The organism is Bartonella sp. bp_1, assembly GCF_055808085.1.
Genome location: NZ_CM147851.1, coordinates 428,261 through 445,976 on the forward strand (window position 1 = coordinate 428,261; position 17,716 = coordinate 445,976).

At 46.3% G+C, this 17,716-nt stretch carries 16 protein-coding genes; 6 read left to right on the forward strand and 10 right to left on the reverse strand.

Features of this window, described 5'->3' with window-relative positions; translation table 11 throughout:
• Window positions 1-52 precede the first annotated feature (52 nt).
• From ACYZ97_RS02165 to ACYZ97_RS02180, 4 genes are read right to left on the reverse strand one after another with little or no spacing between them, the layout of a single operon-like run.
• The gene (locus tag ACYZ97_RS02165; RefSeq protein WP_473299860.1) at window positions 53-853 is read right to left on the reverse strand and encodes a penicillin-binding transpeptidase domain-containing protein; all 801 of its coding nucleotides are present in this window, start codon (window positions 851-853) and stop codon (window positions 53-55) included.
• Window positions 834-1,709 (reverse strand): DUF2071 domain-containing protein, encoded by an 876-nt coding sequence (locus ACYZ97_RS02170; RefSeq protein WP_473299861.1) that lies wholly within the window; start codon window positions 1,707-1,709, stop codon window positions 834-836. The genes ACYZ97_RS02165 and ACYZ97_RS02170 overlap by 20 nt, the downstream gene beginning before the upstream one ends.
• Window positions 1,710-1,718: 9 nt before the next feature.
• Window positions 1,719-3,134 (reverse strand): metalloprotease TldD, encoded by a 1,416-nt coding sequence (gene tldD / locus ACYZ97_RS02175; protein ID WP_473299862.1) that lies wholly within the window; start codon window positions 3,132-3,134, stop codon window positions 1,719-1,721.
• 27 nt (window positions 3,135-3,161) lie between these two features.
• Window positions 3,162-3,722 carry an invasion associated locus B family protein gene (locus ACYZ97_RS02180; protein ID WP_473299863.1) on the reverse strand — a complete coding sequence of 187 codons (561 nt, stop codon included), beginning with the start codon at window positions 3,720-3,722 and terminating at the stop codon, window positions 3,162-3,164.
• A 288-nt stretch (window positions 3,723-4,010) separates the two neighbouring features.
• Here ACYZ97_RS02180 and ACYZ97_RS02185 point away from each other — a divergent pair, with 288 nt between their 5' ends.
• The 5 genes from ACYZ97_RS02185 to rnhA all read left to right on the forward strand — a co-directional run bounded on the left by ACYZ97_RS02185 (window position 4,011) and on the right by rnhA (window position 9,147).
• Window positions 4,011-5,528: a cbb3-type cytochrome c oxidase subunit I gene (locus tag ACYZ97_RS02185; protein WP_473299864.1), complete on the forward strand. Its 1,518-nt coding sequence runs from the start codon at window positions 4,011-4,013 to the stop codon at window positions 5,526-5,528.
• Window positions 5,529-5,628: 100 nt separating this feature from the next.
• Window positions 5,629-6,564: a heme o synthase gene (gene cyoE / locus ACYZ97_RS02190; RefSeq protein WP_473299865.1), complete on the forward strand. Its 936-nt coding sequence runs from the start codon at window positions 5,629-5,631 to the stop codon at window positions 6,562-6,564.
• Window positions 6,565-6,721: 157 nt separating this feature from the next.
• On the forward strand, window positions 6,722-7,723 hold the full coding sequence (gene ispH / locus ACYZ97_RS02195; protein WP_473299866.1) for a 4-hydroxy-3-methylbut-2-enyl diphosphate reductase: 1,002 nt from the start codon (window positions 6,722-6,724) through the stop codon (window positions 7,721-7,723).
• Window positions 7,724-7,741: 18 nt separating this feature from the next.
• Complete coding sequence (locus ACYZ97_RS02200; RefSeq protein ID WP_473299867.1) at window positions 7,742-8,707, forward strand: homoserine kinase; 966 nt, start codon at window positions 7,742-7,744, stop codon at window positions 8,705-8,707.
• Window positions 8,704-9,147 carry a ribonuclease HI gene (rnhA, locus tag ACYZ97_RS02205; protein ID WP_473299868.1) on the forward strand — a complete coding sequence of 148 codons (444 nt, stop codon included), beginning with the start codon at window positions 8,704-8,706 and terminating at the stop codon, window positions 9,145-9,147. Before ACYZ97_RS02200 ends, rnhA begins: the two co-directional genes overlap by 4 nt.
• Before the next feature lie 108 nt (window positions 9,148-9,255).
• Here rnhA and ACYZ97_RS02210 read toward each other — a convergent pair whose 3' ends face one another.
• Complete coding sequence (locus ACYZ97_RS02210; protein WP_473299869.1) at window positions 9,256-9,519, reverse strand: hypothetical protein; 264 nt, start codon at window positions 9,517-9,519, stop codon at window positions 9,256-9,258.
• A gap of 182 nt (window positions 9,520-9,701) precedes the next feature.
• Entirely contained in the window at window positions 9,702-10,556 is an 855-nt protein-coding gene (locus ACYZ97_RS02215; protein ID WP_473299870.1) for a protein-disulfide reductase DsbD domain-containing protein, read from the reverse strand.
• Between the two features lie 131 nt (window positions 10,557-10,687).
• On the opposite strand from ACYZ97_RS02215, the gene ACYZ97_RS02220 reads away from it, so the two are divergent.
• Window positions 10,688-11,272: a YqgE/AlgH family protein gene (locus tag ACYZ97_RS02220; RefSeq protein ID WP_473299871.1), complete on the forward strand. Its 585-nt coding sequence runs from the start codon at window positions 10,688-10,690 to the stop codon at window positions 11,270-11,272.
• Between the two features lie 28 nt (window positions 11,273-11,300).
• Here the strand turns inward: ACYZ97_RS02220 and ACYZ97_RS02225 are convergent, their stop codons facing one another.
• The 4 genes from ACYZ97_RS02225 to thrC form a co-directional block, all read right to left on the reverse strand.
• Entirely contained in the window at window positions 11,301-14,180 is a 2,880-nt protein-coding gene (locus ACYZ97_RS02225) for an EAL domain-containing protein (protein WP_473299872.1), read from the reverse strand.
• Window positions 14,177-14,806: a GNAT family N-acetyltransferase gene (locus ACYZ97_RS02230; RefSeq protein ID WP_473299873.1), complete on the reverse strand. Its 630-nt coding sequence runs from the start codon at window positions 14,804-14,806 to the stop codon at window positions 14,177-14,179. The genes ACYZ97_RS02225 and ACYZ97_RS02230 overlap by 4 nt, the downstream gene beginning before the upstream one ends.
• 17 nt (window positions 14,807-14,823) lie before the next feature.
• Window positions 14,824-16,116: a M16 family metallopeptidase gene (locus tag ACYZ97_RS02235; protein WP_473299874.1), complete on the reverse strand. Its 1,293-nt coding sequence runs from the start codon at window positions 16,114-16,116 to the stop codon at window positions 14,824-14,826.
• A gap of 162 nt (window positions 16,117-16,278) precedes the next feature.
• On the reverse strand, window positions 16,279-17,673 hold the full coding sequence (thrC, locus tag ACYZ97_RS02240) for a threonine synthase (protein ID WP_473299875.1): 1,395 nt from the start codon (window positions 17,671-17,673) through the stop codon (window positions 16,279-16,281).
• Window positions 17,674-17,716: the final 43 nt, after the last annotated feature.

A 17,716-nucleotide genomic window follows, 5' to 3' on the forward strand; every position in this document is an offset into this window, starting at 1 on the left:
TTTGACCATACAAATTGCATAGCCCGATAAGAGGATGAAACATATGAGTGTTTCAGTGTGTTTGCGTTAGAAATAATGGTAATTTTTTCAAAAAAGCATCGCGTATTAGTGGACCGCTGATATTTTTATCTTTTGATTTTTGTTCTTCAAAAACAGCAAAGGCAATCTTTTGCGTGCCTTTTTCAAGCCAGCCGACAAACCATGAAATTCGATAAGGTTCTCCGGGGGCTGGATTTTTTGTCAGGCCGCTTGAACCGGTTTTGCCATAAAGGGTCCAGCCGGAAACCTGTTTTTCCTGTTTAAGCAGGTCTTTCAGATAGATGAAGTCACGAGGGTTGCGGATGTAATGCCCTTGTGCAACATGGCTTAGAAAATTCACCTGTTCTACAGGGGTAATCTTCAAAGTACTGCCGAGCCATGAATTGGTAAGGCCAGGTTTTCCTTCGAAGTCGGCAATATTCTGATTACCGTAATGATAGTGTTTCAGTTCGGTCTGAATGAAGCGCTTGCCTAATTTTTTTGTTAAGACCTGTGAATACCAGACGACAGAGTTTTTGATCCAGCTTCGCGGTGTCTGGTCATTGCGCCAGACCGGCAGCCAGTCATCATAGCCTTCTTTGTATTTCCAGACCGGATGTTCTGTATCTTGAAGTACGCCTTTATTATAGCCCATAATGGCAAGTGGAATTTTGAATGTCGACCACGGGCTTACCCGTTTATAGCATTCGCCTTTTTGGTAGAAAGGCTGTGCTTCGCCCAGTTTTTGTAATAATATGCAATCGGCAAAGCTTGGCGACGGCAAAATGAATATAAAACCCAGTGCTATTATTATATTACGTAGATATTTTTTCATGATTTTCACAAAGAATCTTTTCCCAAAGAACATCAAAGGGAATGAACGGGACAACAAAGGCGAAGACGTCTGAACTATTCTGATCAAGCTGTTGCAAAAAGGGAATGCAAAGTTTGTTGACGTTCAGAGGTTTTATCGTTGTTATATTAATGGGCAGATGAATCCCAGCAAAGGCAAGTTCTTTTTCGCCATCAATAGCAGCGATTGCGCTATGTTGTAGGCATAGCTTTTGAAGCGCCTCGTCTTTATCGGTAAACCAGTCAAGAAACGCATCTGGCATCTGCCAGTTTTGTGTTTCTTCAGCAATACATTCCAACGCTTCTGCACTTCCCGCGCCCGAGGAAATATATGTAATATAGCGCGGCCCTTGTTTTTCATGCACAAAGCTTTTTGTCAGATGGGAGGGCAGAGAATCGCTGAAAAGTCGGCTGCCAGCAGCAAAGAGCGTACTATCGATCATGTTTTTAATAAAGAGAACAGTGCTATTGGCTTTTGGTAAATGAGGGATATCGGAAGGATAGAAACGCCAGTTACTTTGTAATGGGGAAGGGAAAAAACGCCGCAGACGTCCGGTTAATGCCGGACCAAAATGGTGATGGCGATAGGTCAGGATCGTAAAAATGGTTTTACCGTTGCGTTGTTCTAGTTTTACGCCTTTAGGCAAATAAGCTGCAGCTGTTTGGCTATCTACCAGCCAGTTAAGATAGACAACGTCTGTTACATCACTTTTCAATTTTAAAAATGGCAGACGGGAAAAAATGGATCGTCTAAAGCGTAGAATGGTCCGATTGTTCAATAAGCCATTTAAAAAGTAACCAAGCAGATTGTTATTGGGGTGGCGATAGGCATTGTGCATGAAAACTACCTAAATAGCCGTGCCACCAATGGTCATGTCATTCATCCGCAGATGCGGCTGACCAACGCCGACAGGTACGCTTTGCCCGGCTTTGCCGCACATACCAATACCATTGTCGAGTTTGGGGTCGTTGCCGATCATGGTGATACGCTTCATGGCATCAGGCCCATTGCCAATCAATGTTGCCCCCTTTATTGGCGCGCCAATTTTACCATTCTTGACACGGTAGGCTTCTGTACATTCAAAGACAAATTTGCCGGATGTGATATCTACCTGACCACCGCCGAATGAAACGGCATAAATGCCGTCTTTGAGTGAGGCAATGATTTCTTCAGGTGTATGGTTGCCGCCCAACATCATGGTGTTGGTCATGCGTGGCATTGGCGCATGGGCATAGGATTCACGCCGGCCGTTGCCGGTTGGTTTGCTTCCCATCAGTCGTGCGTTCAGCCGGTCTTGCATATAGCCAACCAGCCTGCCGTCTTCAATCAGTACATTGCGTGCTGATGGCGTACCTTCGTCATCGACTGTCAATGAACCACGACGATCTGGAATGGTCCCGTCATCAACAACCGTTACGCCTTTTGCCGCAACCTGTTCACCCATTAAGCCGGCAAAAGCCGATGTTTTCTTGCGGTTGAAGTCCCCTTCAAGTCCGTGGCCGACAGCTTCATGTAACATAACGCCGGGCCAGCCACAGCCCAAGACAACATCGAATGAACCGGCTGGAGCCGGTTCGGCTTCCAGATTGACAAGTGCCATGCGCAAGGCTTCATCGGCAGCATGTTTCCAGTTTTTCTCGGTGATGAATTCACCAAAGGCCTTGCGTCCGCCACAGCCGTAAAAGCCGCTTTCTAGTCGTTCGCCATGGGCGGCGACAACCGAGATAGAAAGGCGAACGAGCGGGCGTATATCTTTGACAAGATGGCCATCGGCCCGCAAAATTTCAACGTGTTGTAAAGAGCCGGCCAATGAGATGGTGACCTGACGTACTTTGGTATCTTTGGCACGTAAATAACTATCAATTTTCTGGAGTAATGCCACTTTTTCTTCAAAAGAGGGAGTATCCAGCGGATTGATTGGCGCATAAAGACGCTGGTTTGTTCCTTGTGGGGCTACGCTATATTGGCCATTATATCCTTTGGCAACGGTAGATGCTGAATCGGCAGCCCGTTTAAGGGCTGCAATTGAAAATTCTCCTGCGTGGGCGTAGCCGGTTGCTTCATTGGCAACAGCACGTAATCCAAAGCCGCTATCTTGATTGAATGTGCCAGTTTTCAATCGTCCATTATCAAAAACCAGCGCCTCATTCTCGCTTGCTTCAAGATAAAGCTCGCCGTCATCACAATGCAATAAGGTTTCACGAAGCAGTTTCTCGATATTTTCGCGCGTTCTGTCAAATCGGTCAATCAGCGACAGGGTCATAGATGCATTCCTAATTTTAATGGATGCCTATTGGGCAGGTAGCGCATCATAGGCGGCTTTCAACCCTTTGAGATCAATCAATCCACCGACACCTTCTTCTGGTGTTGTGAAAATAAAATAGGTGGCTGTCTTGCCATTGAGAAAGCTTTTAAGTTCGGTTTCTTTGAGGAAGGCTTCTGCAACACAGGTATCACCAAGGCAGCGGCGATATTCCATTTTGCCCATATCCTTGTCATCAATCTTGATGCCGACACCCAAAGGCAATTCGACACGAATTGGTACGAATACGCGCATCAAGGTTGAACCGCCTTTAGGCAGTTTCACAAAGGTAACGCGGAATGTAATATCTGGACGGTCGGCAGCGCGGACATTCTGGAGAACTTCACACTGAACGTTGGGTGTGCCGGGTGGCAATGAACAAACTTTTGTCCATGCATCGAAGGTTTTTGGAGCAGGCACATCTTTCTGGTCAGGTGATTGGGCTAATGCCGTGCCACACGAAAAGATTGCTGAACCGATAATCAACAAACGCAGAATGCGGACCCAATATGAAAATATCTGCCTTTTAAAAAAATGGATTGGCGACATTAAAAACTCCTGCTCGAATCATAGTGACGTTATCTTGCTTGGCGCCGGAAAGAAAGAATCCTATCGTCACCATTCACAGCTTCCGGCATGGATGATACCCGCACATTTTTATTATTTTAGCTTATTAAATGGAAAAGTGGCAAAATAACGGGCATTATTCTGTGAAAACAGGCATAATCAGGCGCCTGCGCGAATTTGCCACCCTAATCTTATGATTGTTTCTTTTGCACTTTGTGATAAAGAAGAACAAATAAAAAGCGATCAAGATCGAACGGGTTGATATATCAGATGACAGGCACAAATTTCTCAACAAGAGAAAACAGGCAGAAAGAATATCCCAGTTTGCGTGGGCGTTTGATGTCGTGTGATCATCGTCATCTTGGTGTCGACTATCTTGTTTTTGCGCTTTTTTGCGGCGTTATTGGTACGGTTTTATCTTTGGTTATGAGGCTTGAGGCCGGTTTGCCTATGATGAAGGCCTTTCAATCTGTGGCGGCTTATCTGTTCGGGGCGGCCAATGTAGAAGAGCCTTTTCGCCTTTATGCGCTTTTTAGCACCGCCCATGCCTTGACGATGGTTTTCTTTATGGTTTTGCCGGCTTTGGTTGGCGGTTTTGCCAATTTGGTTGTGCCGCCCCAGGTTGGGTGCCGACAAATTGCATTTGCCCGTATCAATCGGATAGCTTTCTGGCTGTTGCCGGTTGCTTTTTTATTGTTACTTACAGCTCTTTTTCTCTCCTTGTCAGGTTTTGTCTTTCCGCTGCTTTTTCTGGCTGTTGCTTATCTTGCCGGTCTTTCTTTTCTGGTGACTTTTGTCTCGTTGATTACAACGATTATTGCCGGACGTGATATTGATATGCCTTTAAGTGCCCTGCCGATTTTTGCATGGTCTGTTTTGATTTCGTCTTTCTTGGGTGTTTTAAGTGTGCCGATGATTCTGGCTGCTCTGACATTCGGGCTTTTGACGGATATGAGTAGTTTTGCTAGCCACCTTGGAGATGGCAAGGCGCAGATGATGCTGTGGTTTTTCTCCCATCCGCAGATTTATGTTCTTTTGTTGCCTGCTTTCGGTATTGTGTCGCAGGTTATTGTCACTTTTTCCAAGCGTGCTCTGGTCGCTGAAAAAATTGTTATTTCTGCGATGATCTTTATGGGAATGGTTGGCTTCGTTTTATGGTGCGACAGTCTTTTTGCACCTGATAACGGGCGTGAATTTACCCATTATTTTGCTGTAGCCCTCCCTTTAATGGGCGTTCCTGTCGCCGCCATTGTTATGTGCTGGGTGGCAACGATTTTGAGTGCGCGTCCTGTCATGCAGGTGCCGGTTCTTTGGGCCTTGGGCTTTGTTCTTGTCGTGTTAAGTGGCACTTTGTCGGCGACCCGTTTTGTGGCTGCTGATCCAATTTATATTCAAGCGCATTTGCCGGCATTAATTACGCATTTCCATTATATTGTCTCATTGAGTGCTGTTTTCGCAATTTTTTGCGGTTGGCAATACTGGTTTCCTGCAATGTCGGGAGTTCTGGTGTCTAATCGTCTGGCGGTAGTCCAATTCTGGCTACTCTTTTTAGGTATCCACCTGATTTTCCTGCCGCAATATTTTGCGTTTTCTTCTGTTGCTCTTATTTCTGTCGTTGGTGCCGTTGCTGCTACATTATCTGTAGCCCTTTTCCTCTATATTATTGTTGAAGCTTTATTGGTGAAACGCCCAGCTTTGCAAAATCCATGGGGAGAGGGGGCTGAAAGCGGTGAATGGCAGCCTTTCTATGGCGAGCTGGAAAAAGTTCGTTTGCACGTGAAATCCTGAAAAACTTCGTGTATAGAGGCGCATGTCGGTTTTGCCTTCCAGTAGAACCATAATATGATATGTGCATATAATATTTACGATTGATAGAAAGAACGGTTTTATGGCAGCCCTTGATCATGAGACAGATCGCGCCAAAGCCATGCTTTATAGCCAGGCTGATGCCAATGATTATATGACATTGCTTAAACCACGGGTAATGTCTCTGGTGGTCTTTACTGCTTTTGTCGGCATGATGCTGGCACCCGGCCACATTAACCCTGTCCTCGGATTTCTTGCTGTTTTATGTATTGCCGTGGGCGGTGGTGCATCCGGTGCCCTTAATATGTGGTATGATGCCGATATTGATGCTGTGATGAAACGCACACAAGGTCGCCCCATTCCAGCCGGTAAGATTAAAAGTGGACAAGTGCTGGCGTTTGGTCTGTTTTTGTCGGCAGCATCTGTTTTTGTGATGGGCATTTTTATCAATTGGTTTTCTGCCGGTTTTCTTGCCTTTACAATTTTTTTCTATGCGGTGATCTATACAATCTGGTTGAAACGCTCTACCCCGCAAAACATTGTCATTGGCGGTGCTTCCGGTGCTTTCCCACCAATGATCGGTTGGGCTGCCGTGACGGGCTCGATTAGCCTTGAAAGTGTTGTGCTGTTTTTGATTATTTTTATGTGGACGCCGCCGCATTTTTGGGCCTTGTCATTATTTACCACCACGGATTACGGGGCTGCCAAAATTCCGATGATGCCCAATGTTCGTGGTGAACGTTCGACTAAAAACCAGATATTGGTGTATGCTGTCATTATGGCAATTATCGCTGTTTTGCCATTTCCTATGCATTTTGCCGGTATCGGTTATGGAATTGTCGCTTCTATATTGGGATTGATATTTATCTATTATTCTTATCGCTTATGGAAAGCGACAACAGCTGAGCTGACCATTGCTGCCGCCAAAAAGGTATTTTTCTTCTCGTTGTTTTATCTGACAGCACTTTTTGCTGTTTTGCTGATTGAAGTGTTATTATCGAAGATTATTGGCCTTTAGGGAAATTGATAATGGCGCCAAAGCAGAAAAAAAGAAAACCACAAAAGCCTTTGCTTGCTCCCGCTGAAGCCCGAAAAAGCCGTATGGTCGGGTTGGCTTTGGCCTTAATTGTTTTTATTTTGCTGATTTACTTAGGGACATTCGCCAAACTATGGGGATGATTGAAAAAGCACCACTAACGATCCGTCTTTGCGGTCCGCGCGGTTTTTGTGCCGGTGTTGATCGGGCGATACAGATCGTTGTTCTGGCGATTAAAAAATTTGGTGCACCAGTCTATGTGCGCCATGAGATTGTCCATAATCGTTATGTGGTCGAAGGCCTACAGGCACGTGGCGCTGTTTTTGTTGAAGAACTGGATGAAATTCCGTCTGAGCATCGCAATCAGCCGGTTGTGTTTTCTGCGCACGGGGTGCCGAAGTCTGTTCCTGTCGATGCAGAACAAAAAAATCTTTTTTATCTTGATGCAACTTGTCCGCTTGTTTCTAAAGTCCATAAGCAGGCTATCCGCCATCGCCGTCATGGACGTCACGTCATTCTGATCGGTCATTCCGGTCATCCGGAAGTGATCGGTACAATGGGGCAGCTTGAGCCCGGTTCTGTCACTTTGATTGAAACGGTGGATGATGCTGAAAATTATCAACCGCAAGATCCTCAAATGCTGGGTTTTGTTTCGCAGACGACGCTTTCCGTCGAAGATACGGCTGAGATTATCAGTGTGCTGCAGAGTCGTTTTCCGGCACTGGAAGCACCAGCGGCAGAATCGATTTGCTATGCGACGACCAATCGACAAGATGCGGTCAAGGCAGCGGCGCCGGGCAGTGATCTATTTTTGATTGTTGGTGCGCCCAATTCTTCGAATTCACGTCGCTTGGTTGAAGTTGCCAAGCGGGCAGGTGCAAAATCATCGCTGCTTGTCCAGCGGGCAGATGAGATCGACTGGCAAGGGATTGGCTCTCTTGAGACGGTCAGTCTTTCGGCGGGTGCATCAGCCCCCGAAATTATTGTTAATGAGATTATTGAAGCTTTTCGTGCCCGGTACAATGTCACAATAGAGTTGGCGGAAACGGCACAAGAGCATGAAACATTTTTAGTTAATCGCGAGTTGCGCGATGTTGCATTGACGTCTGCCGATATGGCCTTTGTCAATGGCGAGAAATAGGGCTGAAAGGTATCCGATATGGCTGTTTATACAGATATTCAGGAAGATGAACTCAGCGCTTATCTCGATCTTTATGATATTGGAGAATTACGCGCCTATCGTGGTATTGCCGAAGGGGTCGAGAATTCCAACTTCCTCCTTCATACATCAAAGGGCCAATATATATTGACCCTCTATGAAAAGCGTGTTTCCATCGATGATCTTCCGTTTTTTTTACAATTAATGCGGATGCTTGCGGCAAAGAATATCAAATGCCCGGAGCCGGTTATCCAGAAAAATGGCACGATGATCGGTTTGTTGGCTGGGCGTCCGGCTGCCATTATCACTTTTCTTGAGGGTGTATGGATGCGCAAGCCCAATGTGAAGCATTGTCGTGAAGTGGGAAGTGCGATGGCTGCCATGCATCTTGCCGTGCGCGATTTTGCACAAATGCGTCAAAATACCTTGTCGGTTGAGGCATGGCGTCCATTATGGGAAAAATCTATATCACAAGTCGATCAGCTTAGTGTGGGGATTGCCGAAAAGATAGAGGATGAGCTGGCCTTTCTTGAAGCCAATTGGCCTAAGGGTTTACCTCATGGTATTATCCATGCGGATCTTTTCAATGATAATGTGTTCTTTTTGAAGGATAAGCTTTCCGGCATTATTGATTTCTACTTTGCCTGTAGCGATGCTTTTTCCTACGATGTTGCTATCTGTTTGAATGCGTGGTGTTTCGAGCGTGATTTTTCTTATAATTTAACCAAAGCACAGGGTCTTTTATCGCATTATAACAAGGTGCGTCCGCTTAACGTGCAAGAAGTGGAGGCCATGCCGGTGCTGGCGCGTGGTGCTGCAATGCGCTTTTTCCTTACGCGCCTTTATGATTGGTTCAATACACCTCAAGATAGTCTTGTTGTAAAAAAAGATCCGATGGAATATTGGCGACGCATCCTTTTTTTTCGTGGTGTTACATCCCCTACCGAACTTGGGTTTGAAGTGTGAAAAAGCGGATTGAAGTTTTTACTGATGGTGCTTGTTCTGGCAATCCGGGTCCTGGTGGCTGGGGCGTTATATTGCGTTGGAATGGTCATGAAAAAGAGTTTTTTGGCGGTGAACTTGATACCACTAATAACCGGATGGAATTGACGGCTGCTTTCAAGGCATTGGAAGCCCTGAAAGAATCTTGCGATGTAGATCTTTATACCGATTCTATTTATGTAAAAGATGGGATCGCGTCATGGATAGAAGGCTGGAAAAGAAACGGTTGGAAAACAGCAGCCAAAAAACCGGTTAAAAATACCGAACTTTGGCAGGCGTTGGATGAAGCTCGTATGCGTCATGATGTGAGATGGCATTGGATCAAAGGTCATGCCGGGCATCCGGAAAACGAACGCGCTGATGCTTTGGCGCGTAAGGGAATTGCCGAGCTTTTAAAGAATTAATCTGTCTTTTTATTGCGATTATTCAATATCGGATGCAATGGTTGATATGGGAATGAAGTCTTTATTGATAAAATAAAAGCCGGTAGAAACCGGCTTTTAGAATAGGATTTAAAGGTCTTTTTCAATCTCTTTGATAACATCATCATAATAGCTGCAGGCATCGTCCAGATTTTTAATTTCTTGACCTTTTTGTGCCATTTCAGTCATTTTTTGCTGCCATTTTTGAGCCTGGCTCGGGTCTTTCATGATGACCTGCTGGAGCTTTGTCATGGCGTCGGTTGCCTTCGCCTGAAGATCAGCTTCCGTGCATGCTGCAGAAGCAACGCCGGTCATAGTTGTGATAAGGCCGAGAGCAAGAATAATTTTTTTCATAATATTACCTTTATAGAAAGCCGTTGAAGCAAGAAATATTAAATTTCAAACCATCTTTATCGGGACGGTGCTCAACGAACAGACAGATTGTTTACATGAAAACTTTGTACATTTCTTAAAATGTATGCAAGAAAAATCATCATAAGATATTATTTTACCACAATAAATATTCTATTTTGCTGTTACTTTTTTTGTAGGTTGGTATAGCCTGAAATGGCATTGCTGTTGTCTAAAACAGCTGTGTAGGCTACTGATGTTTTCTTTGTGTTGATCTTTGAAAGCAATGGAGCGATGAAGCGTGTCTGCTTTTCACTATGCTGTTGAACGTTTGCCGGACCGATTTGCAAATCCCCGCCATCCATAAAAAGTTGTGGCATTTTTTCGGATGTTTTTTGAGCAGGATGGATTAGTGTGGCGACCAGATGGTTGTTGTCGATGTGGATATCGGTAATTTTGAAATCATCATTTGGCTGGGCAGGAAGGTTGATCAGGCTGGCGGATAATATCATTTGGGTGCGGACATCAAGCGTATGGCTGGCATCCGATACCTTGAAAGAGAAAGGAACGGTGGCCGGAATACAGATTTTTTCACATAAGCCGATTGTCAGTTGACCGGAAATGTCATGGCTGGCGGTATCAATCGTGAAAGGCAGTATAACGCTCCCCTGATAACCGATGGCCCAGTCACTCTCGTGGCCTAGATAGTGGGGAGCAGGATAGGATATTCGGGCGTTGGCCTTTTGATTGAAAGTAAAAGAAGGCGCAAAGCCTGCCCCACCTGGATTGCGCCAATAGGTTTTCCAACCATCTTTGAGTTGTATTTCAATGAATCCTAAAATTGGCGAATCTGGATTATTGTGATTGACAAATTTCACCATTCGGATGCGAATTGTGCCGCCATCTTCTTGCTGGAGTGGTGTTGAGACTGCGAGAATTTCTTTTGTCTGTATGATCTTGTCGATATCCATATTTTCCCCGAATGAAGGGGTGGTTCCTGCGATAAAAATCATAAGGAAAAAGAAAGCCTTGATGTGCATGTTGAATATCCGCCTTGCAAAAAGTGCTGATAGCTATGCCATTATTTATAATCTTTTTAAATGGTTTTACACTTTTTACTTGCACCAGATTAAATCCACGCTACCTTTCAATTATGAATAAATTGAATTTGATGAAAAAGCGCGATGGGTTTTTAAACGGTGTCTTGCTGGTTGCTATGCCGACAATGGAAGATGAGCGTTTTTCACGTAGTGTTATTTATATTTGTGCCCATTCCGATAGTGGCGCAATGGGTATCATACTCAATCAGAAGCTGGATATTCGGTTTTGCGATATTCTTGTTCAACTGGATATTATCAAAGAGAGTGAAGCTGCTATATTGCCGCCACAGGTTGTAAATCTTGCCGTGCGCAAGGGAGGGCCGGTTGATAGTTCTCGAGGTTTTTTACTTCATTCCGATGATTATCGTTGTGAGTCTACTATGCCCATTGCCGAGGATATCAATTTGACAGCAACGGTTGATATTTTGCGGGCGATATATGCAGGTGAGGGGCCGAGCCAGGTTATCATGGCATTGGGCTATTCGGGCTGGGATGCTGGCCAGTTGGAAAACGAGATTGCAGCCAATAGCTGGTTGACTGTACCTGCAAGCAGAGAAAATATTTTCAATACCAATTTTGATCATTATTATGACCGATGCCTTGATCTCATCGGTATCAAATCAACACACTTTATCTCTGACGCCGGCCACGCCTAAGTATTTCAGGGCCTTGGTTTGGGCTTTTTTATTGTCCGGCTTTGGGATGCTTTTCGATCAATGCGATCAGTGCCTTCATATCCACAGGCTCGGTAAAGATAATACTCTGTACATATTCACAGCCTGCATCATGCAGCAGGACAGCGTCGTTTTCAGTTTCAACACCTTCGGCAATAACTTTAAGATTGAAGTCATGGGCCATGGAAATCAGTGATTTGAGCACAATGGCCTTTTTGCGGTCTTCTCCCGCAACGATAGAAGGATCGAGCTTCATGTAGTCGAAAGGATAACGTAGAAGATAGGAAAGCGATGAATAACCGGTACCAAAATTATCAAGTGCCAAATGTACATCCATTTGTTTCAGCCGGTCAAGCAGGGCTGCTGATTGTTCAGGATTATCCATCAAGATAGATTCTGACAATTCAATCATTAACCGCTTGGGATTGAAAGCATGGCGAGAGAGGGCCGTGCGCAATTCGCTTAGGAAATCTTGTCGCGCCATATCAGGGCTGATCATATTGATTGAAATGAAAAAATCGTCTTTGGGGTAATTGTCTTGAAGATAACGCAAATCCTCGCCTACTTTGGAGACAGCAAAGCCTGCAAGTTTCATGACCAATTTAGCCCTTTCAGCAGCAGATAGGAAGTCGGCCGAAGATAGTGATCCATAGCGGGGGTGTTCCCATCGTAACATGGCTTCAAAGCCGACAATAGCTGCATCGGCAAGGCTGAGAATCGGATGGTAGACTACATGGATTTCATTATGGTCCAATGCATGTTTGATATCATTTTCAAGACTACGACGTTCAACTGCCAAGGCGCGGAAGTTTGGCCGGAAAGGCTCGATTCGGTTGCCACCATTGTTCTTGGCATGAGTAAGCGCCAATTCGGCATCATTGAGAATATCGAGCGCTTTATTATTGCCATCGGTCCATGTCAGCAATCCGATAGAGCTGGTCAGCTTTATTTCCTGTTGGGCATAGCTGATAGGTGCATTGACCGTATTACGTAACCGTTCGACAAAACTCGCAATCTGAACGGGGTCGTTTATAGTGCTTAAAATGATAGCAAAGCGGTCTGCAGATAGGCGTGACAATGTATCCTGCGGCTTGATCATGCGACTCAGGCGACGGGCAATTGTAAGCAGAAATGTATCGCCGACCGACATGCCCAGTTGCTGGTTGATTTTGCGGAACCCATCAAAATCGATCACTAAAATGGTCGGACGAATGCGTGGATCACTCAAGGCAAGATTGACATAGATTTGTAAGCGGTCAAGGAAAAGCTGACGATTGGGAAGGCCAGTCAGATTGTCGAAAATCGAATCTTGCAGCAGTCGTTCTTCGGCTTTTTTATGATCGGTTATATTGATCAGTGTACCGATACAGCGCATAATTTCACCGTTTGAACCGATGACGGGGCGTGCACGCAAGGAAAACCAGTGATAATGGCCGTCACCAGAACGCAGTCTGAAGGTTTCTTCTATCCGTCCTTTTTTGGTGTCAAGGATAGTATCCAGCGTCGCACGAAAACGATCGCGGTCATCGCTGTGCATACCATTCATCCAGTTGCGTACTGGCCCAGAAAGGGCGTTTGCTGCAGATCCGATATGGGCTGTAAGATCAGGATTGACGATAACCTTGTCACGCATAACATCCCAGTCCCATACCGTGTCGCCAGCGCCGACAACAGCAAGGGCTTGACGCTCAAGATCGGAAAATAGCCCTTGTTGGAAAGCGCCGCCGGAGAAGGCGTGTTGCATCACGGTAAAACCAATAAGCAGGACAATCAGTACCAATCCGCCTGCTAATGCTGGTTGGATAATGTCATTATCAAGCCGCCCAGAAACACACATAAAGGCGCCAAGAAGCCAGAAAAGTACCAGCAGCCACGCCGGAATTAGCATAATAGCTCGGTCGTAGCCGCGGATTGATAAAAAGCCGATGAGTAGAACGCCTAAACCGGCGGTTAATCCGAAGGACATACGGGCTATGCCGGCAGCCATAGTTGGGTCGTAAATGGCAAAAGCGCCAAGTCCACAAAGAGCTAATATCCATAAAACGGCGCCATAGCTGAAATGGTAGTGCCATCGGTTGAGGTGGAGATAGGCGAAAAGGAAAATGAACAATGTTGCCGCGAGTGCGACTTCGGTGGCCGCGCGCCAGATTGGCTCATTATCGGGTGAAATTTCAACCAGTTTGTCAATAAAGTGGAAATCGACGCCGATATAGATCAGAACCGCCCATGCTATGGCTGCCGTTGCAGGAAATAGTGTGGTTCCGCGTACGATAAATAGAATCGTCAGCAGCAAGGCAAGCAGACCGGATATCCCTAAAAGTATTCCGTGGTAAAGCGTATAGGAGTTGATGGTGTCCTTATAGGCTTCTGGTTTCCATAAGTAGATTTGCGGCAGCTTTGGTGAGCCGAGTTCTGCTACAAAGGTAATAACCGAACCGGGATTGATTGTAATGCTGAAAACATCCGAATCCTGACTGGGCTGACGGACAAGGGCAAAGCCTTCTGATGGTGTAATCGAATAAATACGAACAGAACCGAGATCGGGAGAAAAAAGGCCGGAATCCGCGAGGCGATAATGGGGGGCGACAATCAATCGGTCGATCTGTTCATCGGTCGGATTGGCAATGGAAAAAACCGCCCAGTTGCCTTGGCTTTTATCACTATTGGCCTGTACTTCAATGCGCCGGACAATGCCATCGGCACCCGGTGCCGTTGCTGTTTGGAAACTGTTGCCCTGACTTTTGTGGATCTCAACGGCACGAGACAGATCGAGCGCTGTATCCTGAGCTGAAATTTTAACAGGCTCCACAGCGACTGCATTGGTTGTTAGGTTCACGACAAAAAGCAGAGCCGCAATGATCAGAGCGGATATTTGATATAAAGGTCTCAACGCAAGTCTTTCTGTTGCGGTCTTGTTCTTACATCGTCTTCAAGCAATGCATAAAGCACATGATCTTGCCATTGACCATTGATTTTGACGTAAGAGCGCAAAAGACCTTCCTTTTTAAATCCACACCGTTCCAATAGTTTAATGGACCGATTGTTTGTCGGAATCGAGGCAGCTTCCAAACGATGTAACTTAAGATGTTCAAAAGCGAATGCAATCAACAGATCAAGTCCTTCACGCATGTAGCCCCGACCAGAGAATTCAGTACCACACCAATAGCCAATTTGTCCGCTTTGAACGACACCTCTGCGGATATTTCCCAAACTTATTCCACCGATTAGGCATTCGTCTTCCCGTCGCATGATAAAAAAGACCAATTGTGTGTTGTTATGGCGGGTTTCCCTATAGCGGCTAAGGTAATCGCGGTAGCGAGATAGGCTAAGAGCATCTTCCGGCCATTTCGGTTCCCAAGGCTGAAGGGTTGCTTTGCTTTTTGCACGTAATGTTGCCCATTCCTCATAATCATCAAGATGGGGAAAGCGTAGAAAAATGCGTTCGCTTTGCAATGAAGGCAGGCGGACGGACTTGGTCGGGTCTGTTTTTCTGCTTGAAAATGGAAGCCGAAACATAGCCCTTCCGCCTTTATTCAGATACGCGAAGCCGCATTGTTTAAATTCGTAGAGAGAGAATTGGCAAGGTCTTCAAAAGGCATCAATGGTCCGATCGGGCCGACAGCGGCCAGTGTCGGCTTTGAATCGAGAAAGAGCCGTCCTGCAAGATCACTCAATCGCTCAGGCGTAATAAGCGATAACCGTTCTAAAAGTTCTGCGTTGGGGATGGGGCGACCATAGAGCAGCATTTGTCTGGCAATATGGTGGGCACGGCTTGCCGGGCTTTCCCGAGACATCATCAGACTGGCGCGATATTGGGCGCGTGCGCGGTTGACTTCTTCTACATTGATCTGCTCGCTGGCGCGATAAAGCTCATCAAGAATAACCGGTAGGAGAGGGGCGAGCCCGTCTTGTCCGGTTGCGGCATGGACGCCGAAAAGGCCGGTGTCGGAAAACCCCCAATGGAATGCATAGATCGAATAACAAAGACCGCGTTTTTCCCGTACTTCCTGAAATAAGCGCGATGACATGCCTCCACCAAGAATGATGGAAAGGAGCTGAGACGCATAAAAATCGCGCATATGATAGGCGCGCCCTTCAAAGCCGAGAAGAACTTGTGCATCCATGAGGTCGCGATATTCGCGAAAATCTCCGCCTACATAATTGGCAAGATCAGGCAGGGGACACATCGAGTGGCTACGCAAGGATCCTAAACGACTTTCAATCTCACGCACAAAGGCATCGTGTTTGACCGCTCCGGCCGCAACAATAATCATGCGGTCGGCACTATAATGTTCGTCCATAAATTCGCGTAGATTTGCAGAAGAAAAGGACTGGACAGTCTGCGGGGTACCGAGAATCGGGCGACCAATTGTCTGGTGTCTGAAAGCCGTTTCGGTAAAGTGGTCAAAGACAACATCATCTGGCTGATCGTGTGAAGCGCCGATTTCCTGCAGAATAACCTGTTTTTCACGTTCAAGCTCGTCTTCATCGAAAAGAGAACTTGTCATGATGTCGCATAAAATATCGACAGCCAGAGGCACGTCATCTTGTAAAACACGGGCAAAATAGGCGGTTGTTTCGACACTGGTTGCGGCATTGATCTCGCCGCCAACATCTTCAATATCGGTTGCAATTTTCAGTGCACTACGATTTTCAGTGCCCTTGAATGCCATATGTTCAAGCAGATGGGCTATGCCATGCTGGTCAAAACGTTCGTTGCGTGAGCCTGATTTCACCCATATGCCCAAAGCCACACTTTCAATTTGCGCCATCTCGTGTGTCGCGATGGTCAATCCGTTGGATAAACGGCTGATATCAACGCCCATGTGGTCTGAACTCCTGAATGCGCTGTTTGATGCAGCACTTTTTGATTGTTTTACGAGCCTTAACAAACCACATATTGGCAGTTCTGTCAGTTAAAAAATACACCAAAGGTTAATGGCATGAAGGGGGGGGCTCATGTCATCTTTTCATATCGTGGGGTATATTCAAACAGCCCGTGAATGGGTCGAGATAAAGTCTTTTACGTCTTTTTCATTATTGGCCAGCGTGCTGAAATGTTCTTCGCGTTGCATCAATCCGGCAAGCCATGTCGGCAAGGCCGGTGTTACAGCACAAGCGTCATGGACGGCATCAGGAAATTTGGCCGGATGGGCCGTGGAAAGAACGACCATGGGCACATTGTCATTCTTGTGTTCGTCGGCCACTTTTAGAGCAATGGCTGTATGTGGGTCGGCAAGATAACCGCTTTGCTCGTAAACGCTACGGATTTTTGCAGCGGTCTGTGCCATGGTGCTGCTGCCAGCACTGAATAGGCTGCGGATAGCATTGAGATGAGGTTCGTCAATGGAGAAACGTCCAGATTGGCGCAGGCTTTCCATGGTATTGCGAATATAGACGGAGTCACGGTTGCCGGCTTCGAACAGGAGGCGTTCAAAATTTGATGAAACCTGAATATCCATGGAAGGAGAGGTTGTCTGGATCAGTTCACGGGTTTCATAAATACCGGTTTCAAGCGTACGGGCAAGGATATCATTGTCGTTTGTGGCAATCACCAGACGATCGATGGGAAGGCCCATGCGCGAAGCAACAAAGCCTGCAAAAATATCACCGAAATTACCGGTCGGCACACAAAAAGAGACATGACGGTCAGGAGCGCCCAGCGCAACAGCGGCCGTAAAATAATAGACAACCTGCGCCATGATTCGTGCCCAGTTAATCGAGTTGACACCGGAAAGGCTCACAGAGTCACGGAACTTGTGATCATTAAACATGGCTTTGACCAGTGATTGGCAGTCATCAAAATTGCCGTCAATCGCCAAGGCAAAGACATTTTTTTCTTTATTGCTGGTCATTTGGCGCTGTTGGACAGGTGAAACACGCCCTTTGGGGAAAAGAATGAAGATATCGGTGCGTTCACGGCCGGCAAAGGCTTCAATGGCAGCGCCGCCCGTATCGCCTGATGTTGCACCGACAATTGTGGCGCGTTGATTACGCTGGCCAAGAATATGATCCATCAAACGGCCAAGCAACTGCATGGCAACATCTTTGAAAGCAAGGGTCGGGCCATGGAAAAGCTCGAGCACAAACTGGTTGGAATCGGCCTGGACCAAGGGGCAGGTTGCTGGGTGGCGGAAAGTGCCGTAGGCATCATCAATCATTTTTTCAAAAGCTGCGCGTTCGATCTCGCCGTCAATATAAGGCCATAAAATGGCTTTGGCCGTCGCTGCATAGGATTTGCCACGCAAAGCGCGGATCGCGCCAGGGGAAAGCTGAGGAAAGGACTGCGGTAGATAAAGTCCGCCATCACGTGCAAGCCCGCTCATAACCGTGTCGCAAAATCCTAGAACCGGTGCTTCGCCGCGTGTGCTGATATATTCCATAGTTTTCAATGCCCTCATAAATAGCGATAGTGTCAGGTGAAGA